The following is a 15,378-nucleotide window of genomic DNA, read 5'->3' on the forward strand; positions in this document are numbered from 1 at the left end:
CCGGCTTCCTGCTTACAGCGAGCGGGCGATTTCCTGGATCTCGTAGATCTCCAGTTGGTCGCCTTCAGCGATGTCGTTGTAGTTCTTGACCGACAGGCCGCACTCGAAGCCGCTGCGCACTTCCTTGGCGTCGTCCTTGAAGCGCTTGAGCGATTCCAGGCTGCCGCTGTGGATGACGGTGTTGTCGCGCAGCACACGCACCAGCGAACCGCGCTTGACCATGCCTTCGGTAACGTAGCAACCCGCCACCGCACCGACCTTCGGCACGCGGAAGACCTGACGGACTTCGACCATGCCGATGATGTTCTCGCGCTTCTCGGGCGAAAGCATGCCGGACAGCGCTGCCTTCACGTCATCCACGGCGTCGTAAATGATGTTGTAGTAGCGGATGTCGACGCCGAAGCTCTCGGCCAAACGACGTGCGCCCGAATCGGCACGCGTGTTGAAGCCGATGATGACCGCACCGGAGGCCTGCGCAAGGTTCACGTCGGACTCGGTGATGCCGCCCACAGCGCCGTGAATCACGTTCACACGCACTTCGTCGGTGGAGAGCTTGTTCAGCGATTGCACCAGTGCTTCCTGCGAGCCCTGCACGTCGGCCTTGACGATCAGCGGCAGTGCCTTGACCTCGGTTTCGCCCATCTGCTCGAACATGTTCTCGAGCTTGGCCGCCTGCTGCTTGGCCAGCTTCACGTCACGGAACTTGCCCTGACGGAACAGCGCGATTTCGCGAGCCTTCTTCTCGTCGACCAGCGCGATGGCTTCATCACCTGCTGCCGGTACATCCGACAAGCCGAGAATCTCGACCGGAATCGACGGGCCGGCCGAGTCGATCGACTTGCCGTTTTCGTCCAGCATGGCGCGGATGCGGCCGAAGGTCGCACCAACCAGCACCACATCGCCCTTGTTCAGCGTGCCCGACTGCACCAGCAGCGAGGCCACCGGGCCACGACCCTTGTCGAGGCGCGCTTCAATGATCAGACCTTTGGCCGGCGTATCCACCGGCGCGGTCAGCTCAAGCACTTCAGCCTGCAGCAGAATGCCTTCGAGCAAGTCATCAATGCCCTGACCGGTTTTGGCCGAGACGTTGATGAACATGGCGTCACCGCCGTATTCCTCAGGCACCACGCCTTCGGAAACCAGCTCTTGCTTGACGCGCTCGGGGTTGGCTTCCGGCTTGTCGATCTTGTTCACCGCAACCACCAAAGGCACACCCGCAGCTTTGGCGTGGTGGATGGCTTCACGCGTCTGCGGCATCACGCCGTCGTCGGCAGCGACCACCAGGATCACGATGTCGGTGGCCTTGGCACCGCGAGCACGCATCGCCGTAAAGGCTTCGTGACCCGGGGTGTCGAGGAAGGTGAGCATGCCGCGCGGCGTTTCGACGTGATAGGCGCCGATGTGCTGCGTGATGCCGCCGGCTTCGCCCGCCGCCACTTTGGCGGTACGGATGTAGTCGAGCAGCGAGGTCTTGCCGTGGTCGACGTGACCCATGACGGTAACGACCGGCGCACGCGCTTCGGAAACCGCATCCTGGTGCTGATCTTCGGACGTCTCGAGGAAGGCATCCGGGTCGTCGAGCTTGGCTGCCAGGGCCTTGTGGCCCATTTCCTCGACCAGAATCATGGCCGTTTCCTGGTCCAGCACCTGGTTGATGGTGACCATGGAGCCCATCTTCATCAGGACCTTGATGAGTTCGGCTGCCTTGACCGCCATCTTGTGCGCCAGATCAGCGACGGTAATCGTCTCCGGTACGTGCACTTCACGCACGATGGGTTCGGTCGGCGCCTGGAAGTTGGTCTGCTCGTTGCGGTTGTTGCCACGCCCCGAACGGCCACCACCACGAGCACCTTTCCAGTTGCCGCCGGCACCGCCACCGATGTCACCACGCACTTTCAGACCACGACGACCCTTGGGCGCATCGTCGGCAGGCGCCGGAGCAGCACGGCCACGACGGCCGTCCTTGCTGACTTCGCGCTCTTCGGTCTTGTTCGGGCGATGCAAAGTGCCGGTGGGGCCTTTGGCGCCACGGCGTTCTTCTTCGCTGGGGGCGGCGCTCTGCTGCTCGGCTGCTGCAGCGGCGGCCTGACGTGCGGCCACGGCGGCAAGCTCACGCTCTTGCTTGGCCTTGATGTCTGCTTCCTGACGTGCCCGCAGAGCGCGCATGCGCTGCTCTTCTGCTTCACGCGAGGCGATTTCTTCAGCCGACAGATAGGTGCTGGCAGCCACACGCGTCATCCTGCGCGGCGCCGGAGCTTCCGGTTCGGCCTTGGCGGCAGGCGCTTCTTCCTTGGCGGGCGGCGGTGCTTCGGCCGCAACCGGGGTGCTCTCGGGTTCCGGCTCAGGCTCGGGTTCGGGTGCCGACTCGGGTGCAACTTCAACCGGCTCGGGGACAGGCTCCGGCTCCGGAACGGCCTCGACCACGGGCGACTCGATCGGCTCGGGCGTCTGCACCGGGGCTTCGGCTACCGGCGCAGCAGTTTCGACCTCAAGCTCAGCTTCCGGCTCGGCACTCGAAGAGGATTCCGGAGCAAGTTCGTCGCGCTTCACGAAGACGCGCTTCTTGCGCACCTCAACCTGCACCGTACGGGCACGGCCCGACGAATCGGTCGCACGAATTTCGGAAGTCTGTTTGCGCGTCAGCGTGATCTTGCCCTTCGGCTGAGTTTCACCGTGCGAGCGACGCAGATAATCCAGCAGACGTGCTTTGTCATGCTCCGTGAGCAAATCGTCGACACCGCCCTTGGCCACACCGGCCTTCTGCAGTTGCTCGAGCAGCACGCTGGCCGGCATCTTCAGCTCGCCGGCAAACTGGGTAACGCTCATTTCATCCATTGAATCCCTCCCCTCATTCTTCGAACCAGTGCGCACGAGCAACGGAAATCAGCGCCGCAGCGCGATCTGCCGGAATGCCGGCCATTTCCACCAGTTCGTCGACGGCCAGATCAGCCAGATCGTCGCGCGTGCGCACGTCGTTCTGGGCGAGTTTTGCGGCCAGTGATTTGTCCATGCCTTCGAGTGCGAGCATGTCTTCGGCAACGTGCTCCAACTGCTCTTCGGTCACGATGGCCTCGGTCAGCAGGACGTTACGTGCGCGATCGCGCAATTCGTTTACGGTCTCTTCGTCGAAGGCCTGGATCTCCAGCATCTCGGCGAGCGGGACGTAGGCGATTTCTTCGAGCGAAGCAAAACCTTCGTCGATCAGGATGTCGGCGAGCTCTTCATCGACATCAAGCTTGCTGATGAACAGGTCGCGCAAGCCGCTGCGCTCGGCGTCGGACTTCTTGGCCGATTCCTCTTCGCTCATCAGGTTGATCGTCCAGCCGGCCAGTTCGGAGGCCAGTTTGACGTTCTGGCCGCTACGGCCGATGGCGATGGCGAGGTTGTTCTCGTCCACCACCACATCCATGCTGTGGTTTTCTTCGTCGACGACGATGGAAACCACTTCGGCCGGTTGCAGCGCGGCGATGACGAACTGCGCCGGGTCAGCCGACCAGATGATGATGTCGATCTGCTCGCCGGCAATCTCGTTACGTACGGCGGTCACGCGCGAACCGCGCAGGCCGACGCAGGTGCCGATCGGATCGATGCGCGGATCGTGCGAATGCACGGCGATCTTGGCGCGTAGACCGGGGTCGCGTGCGCAGCCCTTGATCTCGAGCAGGCCTTCTTCGATTTCCGGCACTTCCAGTTCGAACAGCTTGGCCAGAAACTCCGGCGCGGTGCGCGACAGGATCAGTTGCGGGCCACGCGCGCTGCGGTCGATGCGCAGCAGGAACGCCTTGACGCGGTCGCCCACGCGCAGGTTTTCACGCGGCACCATCTGGTCGCGCGGAATGACGGCCTCCAGACGACCCACTTCGATGATGGCGTTGCCACGCTCCATGCGCTTGATCGTGCCGGAGACGAGATGCTCCTTGCGATCAAGGAAATCGTTCAGCACCTGCTCACGCTCGGCATCGCGGATCTTCTGCAGGATGACCTGTTTGGCCGCCTGAGCACCCACACGACCGAAGTCGATCGGCTCGAGCGGCTCTTCGATGAAGTCGCCCAGCTGGATGTCGGCATCGACATCACGCGCATCGATGATGCCCATCTCGGCTTCATCGTTGGTGACCTCTTCATCGAGCATGACCACCCAACGGCGGAAAGACTCGTAATCGCCCGTGTCACGGTCGATCGTCACGCGCACATCGGCGTCGTCGTGAATTCGCTTCTTCGTCGCGGATGCGAGCGCCGACTCGAGCGCCGAAAACACGATGTCTTTCTCGACGTTCTTTTCACGTGCCAGCGCATCCACAAGCAGCAGTATTTCGCGGCTCATTTACAAAACCTCCACATCCGGATACTCAGAACCTGGGAACCAGGCGTGCTTTTTCGATTTCATCAAAGGGAAGAGCGATCTCGCCCTTCCCCGTCGTGAGGCGCACCTGGCCGTCTTCGTAGCCGGCCAGCACACCGATGTAATTACGTTGGTTATTCAGCGGCATGCGCAGACGCAGCTGCACTTCCTGACCGATGAAGCGCTCGAAATCAGCGACTTTCTTCAGCGGCCGATCAAGCCCCGGCGAGGAAACCTCAAGCCGGTCGTAGTCGATGTTCTCGACCTCGAACACGCGCGTGATCTGATTGCTCACGGTGGCGCAGTCATCCACCGTGATGCCACGCTCGATGTCGATGAAAATGCGTAACAGCCGACCTTTCGGAGTGCTCTCGAAGTCCACGAGCTCATACCCGAGCCCGCTGACGATCTGTTCGACGAGACCTTCGATGTCCATTTCCGCGCCCACAAATAAAAAATGGGCATAACGCCCATCCCTGTTGATTTCAACTGGAAGACCGGCGCAAGCCCGGGTTGGGTTGCGCCGAATGCCCGGGAGTATAACCTCCCGAGCGTCAATCAGGCAATTTTGCGTGGCCTTCTGCTGCGTTGCGGCGAAGCATTGCCAGAGTGGTTGCCGGCGGCATTCTCCGCAGCATTGCCCGGTGCGTTGCGGCTGCGCTGCGACCGATTGCCATTGCGCGAAGCGCGATTGCCGTCTTTCTGCGCCCCCTCGCCTGCCTGCCCGGCCGCATCGTCCACACGCATGCGCGAGTTCGGACTGCGCGGGGCCCCGCCCTGCGGCTTGGGCTTGCGGTTGCCGCCACGGGCTTCACCACTGGCACCTTGCGGCGCAGTGGTGCGGTGCACCTTGCCTTCGTTGCGACGTTGGCGACTCTTTTCGTCCGGGCGCTGCTGGCGCTGCGGGCTGGTGTCGCCGGACAGCGCGCGCACCTGATCCTGCGGCATGTCCATCCACATGCCGCGCTTGAGGCGCGTCGGCAGCTCGACCGGGCCGTAACGCACGCGCATCAAGCGGCTGACGGTCAGGCCGACCGACTCGAACATGCGGCGCACTTCGCGGTTACGCCCTTCGGATAGCGTGACGCGATACCAGTGGTTAACGCCCTCGCCGCCTGCGTCACGCAGCGACCCGAAGCGTGCCGGGCCGTCTTCGAGCTGGATGCCGGTAGTGAGCGACGTGATCTGCTCGTCCGTCAGCGAGCCGAGCAGACGCACGGCGTACTCACGTTCCATCTCGTAACGCGGGTGCATCATCTTGTTGGCCAGATCACCATCGTTGGTGAACAGCAGCAGCCCCGAGGTATTGAAGTCCAGACGGCCGATGGCGATCCAGCGACCGCGCTTGAGCATCGGCAGACGCTCGAACACCGATGCACGGCCATCCGGGTCATCGCGGGAGACGATCTCGCCTTCGGGCTTGTGATAAATCAGCACGCGCGATTCGCGCTGCTCGGCAAACTTCAGCGGAATGACCTTGCCGTTGTGCTTGACCAGGTCACCCGGCCCGATCTTCTGACCCAGCGAGGCCGGCAGGCCATTGACGGAAATACGCCCGGCAATCACCCACTCTTCGATTTCGCGGCGCGAACCGATTCCGATCTGTGCAAGCACCTTCTGCAGGCGCTCGGGCTCGGCGAACGAGGCGGGTTTGAGGGCTGGCACCGCACCTGGGCGCGGCGGACGCGCGCGCGGCGGGCCTTCGCGCTTGAACGACCCCAGCGCCGACTTGTGGGCATCGGCGCGCATGGCGGGGTTGCCGCCCTGCGGGCTGTCTTCAGACTTGTTCTTGGTCGAGGGGCGCAGCGGGCTGCGCGATTTCCTGGGTTTCGACAAGGTCCATCATCCTTTCGATTTCGACGAGTGGCGGCAACTCGGAGAGGCTGCGCAGGCCAAGGTCGTCGAGAAAACGCCGGGTGGTTGCAAGCAACGCCGGCCGGCCCGGCGTGTCGCGATGGCCGACTACGTCGACCCAACCGCGAGACTCCAGTGTCTTGATTACGTTCGGGGATACCACGACGCCGCGGATATCCTCGATGTCACCCCGCGTCACCGGCTGGCGATAGGCAATGATTGCCAGCGTCTCCAGCACCGCGCGGGAATACTTCGGCGGTTTTTCATCTTTCAGGCGATCGAGATACACCTGAAACTCGATGCGGGTCTGAAAGCGCCAACCCGTCGCCGTCTGAGTCAGCTCGATGCCGCGTCCGTTCCAGTCGGCACGCAAATCGTCGAGCAGCTTGCGCACCAGTTCGGGCCCCGGATCGGGCTCGAACATGCGGCGCAGATCGCCCGTGGCCAGCGGACCGGTGGCCGCGAGCAACGCCGTCTCGATGACGCGCTTGTAGTCCTCAGGCGTCTGCAGGTGCATGGGCGAGTTTCACGTAGATCGGCGCCATCGGTTCCATCTGGGTCACCACCACAAGCCGTTCTTTCACCAGCTCGAGCATCGCAAGAAATCCAACCACCAGCCCGGCGCGGCCATGCGCCAGATCGAACACCGCCTCGAAAGCCACGAAGCTGCCCGAGGCGAGCTTGCGCAGGATCAGGCTCATGTGTTCGCGCACCGACAGTTCGTCGTGCCGCACGGTGTGATGCTGCGTGAGCTTGGCCTTTTTCATGATGGCCAGCCACGCCAGCTGCAGATCGTGCAGGCTGACTTCGGGCATGCGCTCGACGATACGTTCGGCCACGAACACGCCAACCGTATCGAAATCACGATCGATTCTGGGCAGCGCGTCCAGCCGCAAGGCTGCCAACTTCATCTGTTCATACTCGAGCAGGCGGCGCACCAGCTCTTCGCGCGGATCCTGCTCGTCGTCGTCATCCGCGCGCTTGGGGCGCGGCAACAACATGCGTGACTTGATCTCGAGCAAGGTGGCCGCCATCAGCAGATAGTCGGCGGCCAATTCGAGATTGTGACGTCGCATAGCCTCGACGTAGCCGAGATACTGCCGCGTGAGCGGCGCCATCGGAATGTCGAGGATATCGAGGTTCGCCTTGCGAATCAGGTACAGCAACAGGTCCAATGGACCTTCGAAGGCCTCGAGAAACACTTCCAGCGCATCGGGCGGGATGTAGAGATCCTTCGGCAGTTCGAGCATCGGCGCGCCATACAGGCGCGCGACCGCTTCAAGCTGTTCGCCGGTTTCCACCGGCGCAAGGTCAAGCGGCCGCTCCATTCTATCCCGAACGCCGCCGGCCTTCGCAAGCGCGCGCCATCACGAGTACGACAGACCCATGCTTTCGCGCACGTCACGCATGGTCTCTTGCGCGAGCTTGCGGGCACGTTCGCAACCGTCGGCAATCACGTTGCGCACCAGCGACGGATCTTCAATGTACGGCTGGGCGCGCTCGCGCATGATGTTCTGCTCGGCCACGATGGCTTCGATGACCGGCTGCTTGCAGTCAAGACAGCCAATGCCGGCGCTGCGACAGCCGCTCTGCACCCATTCGCGCGTGGAATCATCGGAATACACCACGTGGAACTGCCACACCGGGCACTTCGCCGGGTCACCCGGATCGGTGCGACGCACGCGTGCGGGGTCGGTCTGCATGGTGCGGATTTTCTTGGTGACCGATTCGGGGTCTTCGCGCAGAAAGATGGTGTTGCCGTAGCTCTTGGACATCTTCTGCCCGTCCAGCCCCGGCATGCGTGCGGCTTCGGTGAGCAGCGCCTCGGGCTCGGCAAGAATCATCTTGCTGCTGCCTTCGAGATAACCGTACAGACGCTCACGATCGCTCATGCTGAGGTTCTGCGCCTCTTCTAGTACGGCGTGGGCCTGCTCCAGCGCGGCTTCGTCGCCCTCCTGCTGGAAGCGCGTACGCAGCTCGAAGTACAGGCGCGAGCGCTTGGTGCCCAGCTTGCGGGCCGCTTCGCGGGCCTTCTCTTCGAAACCCGGCTCACGACCGTACAGGTGGTTGAAGCGGCGCGCGACTTCACGCGTGATCTCCACGTGCGGCACCTGGTCTTCACCCACCGGCACCTTGTCGGCGCGGTAGATCAGGATGTCGGCCGACTGCAGCAACGGGTAGCCCAGGAAGCCGTAGGTGGACAGATCCTTGTTGGCGAGCTTTTCCTGCTGGTCCTTGTAGGTCGGCACGCGTTCGAGCCAGCCCAGCGGCGTCATCATCGACAGCAACAGGTGCAGCTCGGCATGCTCGGGCACGCGCGACTGGATGAACAGCGTGGCCTGCGCCGGATCGACACCGGCAGCGAGCCAGTCGACCAGCATGTCCCACACGCTCTCTTCGATCACCTGCGGCGAATCGTAGTTGGTGGTCAGTGCGTGCCAGTCGGCGACGAAAAACAGGCAGGGGTATTCCTCCTGCAGTTTCACCCAGTTCTTGAGGACGCCGTGGTAGTGGCCGAGGTGCAGGCGACCGGTGGGTCGCATGCCGGAGAGAACGCGTTCTGCGTACATGGTCTTTTACTTGGACTAGAAACCGAAAATTGTCGTGATCAGGCTGCGGAAGGCGCCAATCATGGGCCACAGGATGGCCCCGAGGATACCCGAGAACAGCAGCACCAAAAGGATCGGGAAGCCATACGGCTCGATGCGCGCGAAATTCCACGCCAGACGATCGGGCAGCAGGCTGACCGCAATGCGTCCGCCATCAAGCGGCGGCAACGGCAGCAGATTGAGGAACATCAGGATGGCGTTGATGGTGATGCCGGCAATCGACATCTGGACCAGCGCATCGGTATAGGGGCCGGCACCGGAGCTAACCACGATTTTGAGCACTGCTGCCCAGCCGAAGGCCATCAGCAGATTCATGAAGGGGCCGGCCGCGGCCACCCACAGCATGTCGGCCTTGGGGTTGCGCAAGCGGCCGAAATTGACCGGCACCGGCTTGGCCCAGCCGAACAACATGCCCGAGCTGCCCAGCAGGATCGACAGAGCGAGAATGCCTGCCGGCACGGCAATGGTGCCCACCGGGTCGATGTGGCTGAACGGGTTGAGCGTGATGCGCCCCGCCTGCTCTGCCGTCGGATCGCCGAAATGTCGCGCGACATAGCCGTGGGCCGCCTCGTGCAGCGTAATCGCCAGCAGCACGGGCAGCGCCCAGATCGCGATGGTTTGTATCAGCGTATCCATAAGCCTTCAGGCTTGAAAACGCCGGATTCTAGCAGAGTGCGGGGCAATGGCCCGCCCGCCGGCATCAAGGGGCTTCCAGGCCGAACGGCTGCAGATCGCCCTTGCCTGCGCGAATCAGTTCGGGGGCGCCCGACGTGAGGTCGATCACGCTGGTGGCCTCGGGGCCGCAAAAGCCGGCCTCGATGACCAGATCCACCTGCTTGCCGAGCCGCTCGGCAATGTCGTGGGCGTCGGTCAGGGGGTGCTCGTCGCCGGGCAGCAGCAAGGTCGAGCTCAGCAGCGGCTCGCCCAACTCGGCCAGCAAGGCCGCCACCACCGGGTGGTCGGGCACGCGCAGCCCGATGCTCTTGCGCTTGGGGTGCAGCAGGCGGCGCGGCAACTCGCGCGTGCCCTCGAGAATGAACGTGTAGGTGCCCGGCGTGGTCGCCTTGAGCAGGCGGTACTGGCTGTTGTCGACCCGCGCGTAAGTGGCGATCTCGGACAGGTCGCGACACATCAGCGTGAAGTGATGACGCTCATCGACATCGCGGATGCGTCGGATGCGCGCCAGCAGATCGGCGTTGCCCATCTGGCCGCCCAGCGCGTAAGCCGAATCGGTGGGAAACACGATCAGCCCGCCCCCGCGCACGATGTCCGCGGCCTGACGCATCAGGCGCGGTTGGGGCTGGTCGGGGTGGACGCTGAAAAATTGAGACATGTGAGTGTATTCAGAAGCGGGACCACACCGGCTCAAGCTCGGCCGGCAGTGGCGGGCAGCAGCCCAGATCGATGCGGCTTTCGGCCACACCATGAAAATCGGAAGCACGCGAGGCCAGCATGCCGCGGCGGCGCGCCAACTCGGCGTACAGGCGCACTTCATCGTCGGTGTGCGAGCTGGTCACCACCTCGACCGCTTCGCCGCCGCAGGCCACGAAACGGTCGAACAGATGCTCCATGCCGATTTCGCACAGACGGTAGCGTGCAGGGTGGGCGATGACGGCCACGCCACCCGCGCCGAGAATCCAGCCCACCGCATCTTCCAGCCTGGCCCACTCGTGCTCGACATAGCCGGGCTTGCCCTTGGCGAGGTAATGGCGGAACACCGCATTCACATCCGGCTGATGACCGCTGGCGACGATCTGCCGCGCCAGATGCGCGCGCCCCACCATCTCGGGGTTGTGCGCGAGCTGCAGCGCGCCCTCATACACACCATGCACGCCGACTTCGGCCAGCGCATCACCCATGCGGCGAGCACGCTCTTGTCGCCCCTCGCGCAGCGTGGCGAGCGCCTGCTGCAGCGTTGTGTCATGACGGTCCACGTTGAGGCCGACGATGTGCACCGTTTCATTGGCGAAGGTCACCGAGATTTCCACGCCGTCGATCAGTTTCACCCCGAGACGCCTGGCCTCGATGCTGGCCTCTTCGAGCCCGCCCAGAGTGTCGTGATCGGTCAGCGCCAGCATGTCCACACCGTTGGCGTGCGCGCGGCGCACCACCTCGCCCGGCGGCAACCAGCCGTCGGAGGCGTTGGAATGGCAGTGCAGATCGGGGTTGCCGGGGAAAGTACTCATGTCATCCAGTGTGGTAGGGCGCAACGTCGGCAAAGAAAGCTTCCAGCTCGGCCGCCACGCATTCGGGCTGGTCGTGCTGCATATTGTGACCGCAATCGGCGATGGCCGTTTCGCGCAGATCACGAAAGCAGCGCCGCGTGTGATCGTAGGCCGCGGCGTCGATGCCGCGAATCTCGCGCCACTGCGGCCCTTCCTGCATCAACCACAGCACCGGCGCGGTGATGCGGCGCCAGCAGGCTTCGGCCTCGCTGCGGCGGTGCATCACCGGATGCACGTTGCGGTGCGCGGGCTCCACGGCAATGCTCACGCCGCCGTCGCCTGCCGGCTCGGTGTATTGCTGCGCCATGAACAGCGCACGCGCTTCGGTGAGCCGTGGGTTGGCGCGGCGCAGACGCACGGCCAGCGCGTCGATACTGGTGTAGCTGCGGGGCGCCTTGCGTGCGGCGAGTTGATCCAGCCAGGTTTCGTAGCGCTCGGGCGCTTCGTCCGCCGGGCGCTCGGCACGTGCCAGCGACTCGAGCGTGGCCAGCGCACGCACGCGATGCGGCCGCACACCGGCGTAGATGTGCGCCACATTGCCACCCATGCTGTGGCCGACCATGCGCACCGGCGCATCAGGCGAATACACGCGCAGCAAAGCGTCGAGATCACCCATGTAATTGGCGAACCAGTAGGCGTCGTCTCCGCGCCCCGTCAGGCCGTGCCCGCGCCAGTCCGGCGCGACGATGTGCCAATCGTGCTCGAAGGCGTCGATGACGAACTGAAACGTGGCCGAAACGTCTGACCAGCCGTGCAGCATGACCAGCATCGGCCTGCCCGGCTGCCCCCATTCGCGCACATGCACGCGAATGCCGCGCAACTGGTGGAAATGACTCTGAAATGACTTCATGCCGTGCATGATACCGTGCGAGGGTCGGCTTACGTTGCAGTGCAACGCGGGCCGGTGCTATCGTGCCGCCGCCATTTTGGCGGCTCATCAGAATTCGAAGCTGTTGATCGCTCCCGAGAGATTGCCCGATGAACCTCCCGCTCAAGACCTCTCCGCTGCACGCCGCACATTTGGCCGCAGGCGCGCGCATGTCCGAGCAGTCACGCTGGGAAATGCCCTCCGACTATGGCTCCGCGCTGGAAGAACACATGGCGGTACGCCAGGCTGCCGGCGTGTTCGACGTTTCGCACCTCGTAACCTTCGAGGTCTCGGGGGCTGGTGCGACGCCGTTTCTGCGCCAGTTGCTGGCCAACGATGTGGCGTCGCTCAAGCGCCCCGGCAGCACGCTGTATTCATGCATGCTCGACGACGACGGGCGCATTCTCGACGACCTCATCGTGTATCGCATCTCCGACGCCGAATACCGTCTGGTAGCCAACCCCGGCAATACCGAGCGCGACGTGCGTTGGATGCGCAAATGCATCGCAGCCAACGCCATCAACGTCACCCTGGACACGCGCAACGACCTTGCCATGCTGGCCATCCAGGGCCCCAAGGCTGTCGAACGTGCCGCGCGGGCCATTCCCGAGCTGAACACATCCCGCGGCATTCCCGCCCCCTTCTCGGCCGTGCGCCTGTCCGATCTGTTCATCGCACGCACCGGTTTCACCGGCGAAGACGGGCTGGAGATCGGCGTACCCATTTACCGCGCCGAAGCCATGTGGGAAGCGCTGCTCAAGGCCGGCGTGCGCCCTTGCGGCCTCACTGCTCGCAATACCTTGCGGCTCGAAGCCGGCTTTCGGCAGTACGGGCTGGACATGGACGACCGCCGCACGCCGCTGGATGTCGGGCTGGTGCGCACCATCGATTTTTCCGATCCCGAGCGCGAGTTCTTCGGCCGCGAAGCCCTTGAGGACAAACCCTGGATCGCCTGCATCATGGGGCTGGTCTTCGATGCGCCCGAGCCCGAAGCGCGCATGCCGGTCTTCGCCCCGCGCGGAAACGGCGTCACCACCAGTGCGGTGTTTTCGCCCACGCTGGGCCGGGCCATTGCCTTTGCCCGCCTGCCGCAGGGAACGCAGGCCGGCGATACGGTTGAAATCGAACTACGCGGCGAGCGCATTCCCGCCCGCGTCGTCGAACCGCCTTTCGTGCGTGACGGCAAACCGCTCGTTTGAGCGGTACCATCGCGCCCAACATCACAAACACACCCGGAGCACCCTGATGAGCAAGATCCCCGCCGAGCTGCGCTACGCCCCCACCCACGAATGGTCGCGCCTCGAATCCGACGGCACGCTCACCGTCGGCATCACCGACCACGCGCAGGACGAACTCGGTGACATCGTCTTTCTCGAGCTGCCCAAAGTCGGTCGCAAGGTCGAAGCCGGCGAAGCCTGCGCGGTGGTGGAATCGGTGAAGACCGCTTCCGACATTCATGCCCCGCTTGCCGGTGAAGTGCTTGCGGTGAACGACGCGGCCGTGGATGCACCGGAAGGCTTGAATGACGCGCCGTACGACACCTGGCTGTTCAAGCTTCAGCCCGCAGCTGCGGATCTTTCCGGCCTGCTCGATGCCGCTGGCTACAAGAAAGAGATCGGCGAGTAAGCCTGCAGTCGCTGCCCGCCGTCCTCGCCGCTGAAGATGCACTCGGCCTGACCTCTGCCCCCCATCTCAGGCCAAACGCCTCCGACATGTCCAAACCCCTCTCCACGCTCCCCTTCTTTGCCGCCATGCTGCACCCCTACAAGGCGCGCGTGGGCGTGGCCGCGCTGGCGTTGATCGTTGCCGCCGTGGCGATGCTGGCCGTCGGCCAAGGCCTGCGAGCGGTGATCGACCAGGGCTTTTCGGCGGGCGACCCGGAGTGGCTGGATCGCACTCTGGCGGCGATGTTCGGCGTCATCGTGGTGCTGACGGCAGCCACCTTCACGCGCTTTTACAACGTGTCGTGGCTGGGCGAGCGCATTACCGCCGATTTGCGCGCGCGGGTGTTCGACCACCTGCTCAGCCTGCCACCCTCGTGGTTCGAGGCCGGGCGCACGGGCGAGATGATTTCGCGGCTCACCTCGGATACCGCGCAAATCGAGAGCGTGGTGGGCTCCAGCCTGTCGATTGCCTTGCGCAATCTGCTGATGCTGGTGGGCGGCCTGATCATGCTGTTCACCACCAGCCTCAAACTCACGCTGCTGACGCTGGTGGGTGTGCCGCTGGTGATCGTGCCGATCCTGTTCTACGGGCGCCGCGTGCGCAAACTGGCGCGTGAGTCGCAAGACCGCATCGCGGACCTTGGCAACCGCATCGACGAAACCATTCACGAGATCCGCATCGTTCAGGCCTACGGCCACGAGACGCAGGACCGCAGCGAATTCGGCCGGCTGATCGGCGCGAGCTTCGACACCGCACGCCAGCGCGTGCGCACCCGTGCCGTACTGGTGGCAGCGGTGATGCTGCTGGTGTTCGGGGCCATCGCCTGCATTCTGTGGATCGGCGGGCATGATGTGCTGGCCGGCCGCATTACAGCCGGAGAGCTATCGGCCTTCGTGTTCTACGCGGCGCTGGTGGCCGGCAGCGTCGCCGCGCTGTCTGAGGTATGGGGTGAATTGCAGCGCGCCTCCGGTGCCACCGAAAGGCTGATGGAGATTCTCGACGCCACCCCGGCCATTCGCGCACCGGCCAACCCGGCGGCTCTTCCCAGCCCCCCGCGTGGCGAACTGTGTTTTGAGAACACTGGCTTTCATTACCCAACCCGGCCCGATACGCCCGCCTTGGATGAGTTCACGCTGGCAGTCGCCCCCGGCGAAACGGTGGCGCTGGTCGGCCCTTCGGGCGCGGGCAAGACCACGGTATTTGAGTTGCTGCTGCGCTTTTACGACCCGGACACGGGCCGCATCCTGCTCGATGGCGTGCCCTTGCACGAGGCCGACCCGCAGGCCGTGCGCAGCCGCATCGCGCTGGTGCCGCAAGAGGCGGTGATCTTCTCGGGCAGCGTCACCGACAACGTGCGCTACGCCCGCCCGGATGCCTCTCTGGACGAAGTTCTCGCCGCCTGCCGCGCAGCGCACGCCGACGAATTCGTGCAGCGCCTGCCGCAGGGCTACGACACCGATCTGGGCGAGCGCGGCGTAAAGCTCTCGGGCGGGCAGCGCCAACGCATCGCCATTGCCCGCGCCATTCTCGCCGACCGGCCGGTGTTGCTGCTCGACGAAGCAACCTCGGCGCTCGACGCCGAGAGCGAACGCATGGTGCAGGCCGCGCTGGAAGGCCTGATGGAGAACCGCACGACGCTGGTGATCGCTCACCGTCTGGCCACCGTGCAGCGCGCCGATCGCATCGTGGTGATGGAAGCCGGCCGCATCGTCGAGACCGGCACGCATGCCGAGTTGATCGAGCGCGATGGCTTGTACGCGCATCTGGCGCGCTTGCAGTTTACGGCTTAATCGCTATTCCGCATCCTAAGTGATC

General features: G+C 64.1%; 14 protein-coding genes. 3 read left to right on the forward strand and 11 right to left on the reverse strand.

Annotation, left to right across the window (positions count from 1 at the left end):
* Positions 1 to 12 precede the first annotated feature (12 nt).
* The 11 genes from infB to AC6H0W_RS10955 all read right to left on the reverse strand — a co-directional run bounded on the left by infB (position 13) and on the right by AC6H0W_RS10955 (position 11,880).
* Positions 13 to 2,835, reverse strand: a complete 2,823-nt coding sequence (infB, locus tag AC6H0W_RS10905) for a translation initiation factor IF-2 (protein WP_497577179.1) — start codon at positions 2,833 to 2,835, stop codon at positions 13 to 15.
* 13 nt (positions 2,836 to 2,848) lie between these two features.
* Positions 2,849 to 4,324 (reverse strand): transcription termination factor NusA, encoded by a 1,476-nt coding sequence (nusA, locus tag AC6H0W_RS10910; protein ID WP_497577180.1) that lies wholly within the window; start codon positions 4,322 to 4,324, stop codon positions 2,849 to 2,851.
* A gap of 25 nt (positions 4,325 to 4,349) precedes the next feature.
* Positions 4,350 to 4,778, reverse strand: a complete 429-nt coding sequence (rimP, locus tag AC6H0W_RS10915) for a ribosome maturation factor RimP (RefSeq protein WP_497577181.1) — start codon at positions 4,776 to 4,778, stop codon at positions 4,350 to 4,352.
* Positions 4,779 to 4,900: 122 nt separating this feature from the next.
* Entirely contained in the window at positions 4,901 to 6,178 is a 1,278-nt protein-coding gene (rluB, locus tag AC6H0W_RS10920) for a 23S rRNA pseudouridine(2605) synthase RluB (RefSeq protein WP_497577182.1), read from the reverse strand.
* On the reverse strand, positions 6,120 to 6,713 hold the full coding sequence (gene scpB / locus AC6H0W_RS10925) for an SMC-Scp complex subunit ScpB (protein WP_497577183.1): 594 nt from the start codon (positions 6,711 to 6,713) through the stop codon (positions 6,120 to 6,122). The genes rluB and scpB overlap by 59 nt, the downstream gene beginning before the upstream one ends.
* Positions 6,694 to 7,524, reverse strand: coding sequence for a segregation and condensation protein A (locus AC6H0W_RS10930; protein ID WP_497577184.1), 831 nt, complete (start codon positions 7,522 to 7,524; stop codon positions 6,694 to 6,696). Before AC6H0W_RS10930 ends, scpB begins: the two co-directional genes overlap by 20 nt.
* Before the next feature lie 39 nt (positions 7,525 to 7,563).
* Positions 7,564 to 8,766: a tryptophan--tRNA ligase gene (locus AC6H0W_RS10935; protein ID WP_497577185.1), complete on the reverse strand. Its 1,203-nt coding sequence runs from the start codon at positions 8,764 to 8,766 to the stop codon at positions 7,564 to 7,566.
* A 15-nt stretch (positions 8,767 to 8,781) separates the two neighbouring features.
* Positions 8,782 to 9,441: a site-2 protease family protein gene (locus AC6H0W_RS10940; protein WP_497577186.1), complete on the reverse strand. Its 660-nt coding sequence runs from the start codon at positions 9,439 to 9,441 to the stop codon at positions 8,782 to 8,784.
* 64 nt (positions 9,442 to 9,505) lie between these two features.
* Positions 9,506 to 10,138, reverse strand: coding sequence for an L-threonylcarbamoyladenylate synthase (locus AC6H0W_RS10945; RefSeq protein WP_497577187.1), 633 nt, complete (start codon positions 10,136 to 10,138; stop codon positions 9,506 to 9,508).
* A gap of 10 nt (positions 10,139 to 10,148) precedes the next feature.
* On the reverse strand, positions 10,149 to 10,991 hold the full coding sequence (locus tag AC6H0W_RS10950; protein ID WP_497577188.1) for a 3',5'-nucleoside bisphosphate phosphatase: 843 nt from the start codon (positions 10,989 to 10,991) through the stop codon (positions 10,149 to 10,151).
* 1 nt (position 10,992) lies between these two features.
* The gene (locus AC6H0W_RS10955; RefSeq protein WP_497577189.1) at positions 10,993 to 11,880 is read right to left on the reverse strand and encodes an alpha/beta fold hydrolase; all 888 of its coding nucleotides are present in this window, start codon (positions 11,878 to 11,880) and stop codon (positions 10,993 to 10,995) included.
* A gap of 128 nt (positions 11,881 to 12,008) precedes the next feature.
* On the opposite strand from AC6H0W_RS10955, the gene gcvT reads away from it, so the two are divergent.
* From gcvT to AC6H0W_RS10970, 3 genes are all read left to right on the forward strand, one after another.
* Positions 12,009 to 13,097, forward strand: a complete 1,089-nt coding sequence (gene gcvT / locus AC6H0W_RS10960; RefSeq protein ID WP_497577190.1) for a glycine cleavage system aminomethyltransferase GcvT — start codon at positions 12,009 to 12,011, stop codon at positions 13,095 to 13,097.
* A gap of 46 nt (positions 13,098 to 13,143) precedes the next feature.
* Positions 13,144 to 13,524, forward strand: coding sequence for a glycine cleavage system protein GcvH (gene gcvH / locus AC6H0W_RS10965; RefSeq protein ID WP_497577191.1), 381 nt, complete (start codon positions 13,144 to 13,146; stop codon positions 13,522 to 13,524).
* Between the two features lie 86 nt (positions 13,525 to 13,610).
* Positions 13,611 to 15,353, forward strand: a complete 1,743-nt coding sequence (locus tag AC6H0W_RS10970) for an ABC transporter transmembrane domain-containing protein (RefSeq protein ID WP_497577192.1) — start codon at positions 13,611 to 13,613, stop codon at positions 15,351 to 15,353.
* Positions 15,354 to 15,378 lie beyond the last annotated feature (25 nt).

The organism is Pseudazoarcus sp. NS20, from assembly GCF_059703745.1.

What these genes read in the sequence shown, in the direction of transcription:
- infB (WP_497577179.1), bottom strand. Translation starts at nt 2,835, where the DNA reads ATGGATGAAATGAGCGTTACCCAGTTTGCCGGCGAGCTGAAGATGCCG.
- nusA (WP_497577180.1), bottom strand. Translation starts at nt 4,324, where the DNA reads ATGAGCCGCGAAATACTGCTGCTTGTGGATGCGCTGGCACGTGAAAAG.
- rimP (WP_497577181.1), bottom strand. Translation starts at nt 4,778, where the DNA reads ATGGACATCGAAGGTCTCGTCGAACAGATCGTCAGCGGGCTCGGGTAT.
- scpB (WP_497577183.1), bottom strand. Translation starts at nt 6,713, where the DNA reads ATGCACCTGCAGACGCCTGAGGACTACAAGCGCGTCATCGAGACGGCG.
- AC6H0W_RS10930 (WP_497577184.1), bottom strand. Translation starts at nt 7,524, where the DNA reads ATGGAGCGGCCGCTTGACCTTGCGCCGGTGGAAACCGGCGAACAGCTT.
- AC6H0W_RS10935 (WP_497577185.1), bottom strand. Translation starts at nt 8,766, where the DNA reads ATGTACGCAGAACGCGTTCTCTCCGGCATGCGACCCACCGGTCGCCTG.
- AC6H0W_RS10940 (WP_497577186.1), bottom strand. Translation starts at nt 9,441, where the DNA reads ATGGATACGCTGATACAAACCATCGCGATCTGGGCGCTGCCCGTGCTG.
- AC6H0W_RS10945 (WP_497577187.1), bottom strand. Translation starts at nt 10,138, where the DNA reads ATGTCTCAATTTTTCAGCGTCCACCCCGACCAGCCCCAACCGCGCCTG.
- AC6H0W_RS10950 (WP_497577188.1), bottom strand. Translation starts at nt 10,991, where the DNA reads ATGAGTACTTTCCCCGGCAACCCCGATCTGCACTGCCATTCCAACGCC.
- AC6H0W_RS10955 (WP_497577189.1), bottom strand. Translation starts at nt 11,880, where the DNA reads ATGAAGTCATTTCAGAGTCATTTCCACCAGTTGCGCGGCATTCGCGTG.
- gcvT (WP_497577190.1), top strand. Translation starts at nt 12,009, where the DNA reads ATGAACCTCCCGCTCAAGACCTCTCCGCTGCACGCCGCACATTTGGCC.
- gcvH (WP_497577191.1), top strand. Translation starts at nt 13,144, where the DNA reads ATGAGCAAGATCCCCGCCGAGCTGCGCTACGCCCCCACCCACGAATGG.
- AC6H0W_RS10970 (WP_497577192.1), top strand. Translation starts at nt 13,611, where the DNA reads ATGTCCAAACCCCTCTCCACGCTCCCCTTCTTTGCCGCCATGCTGCAC.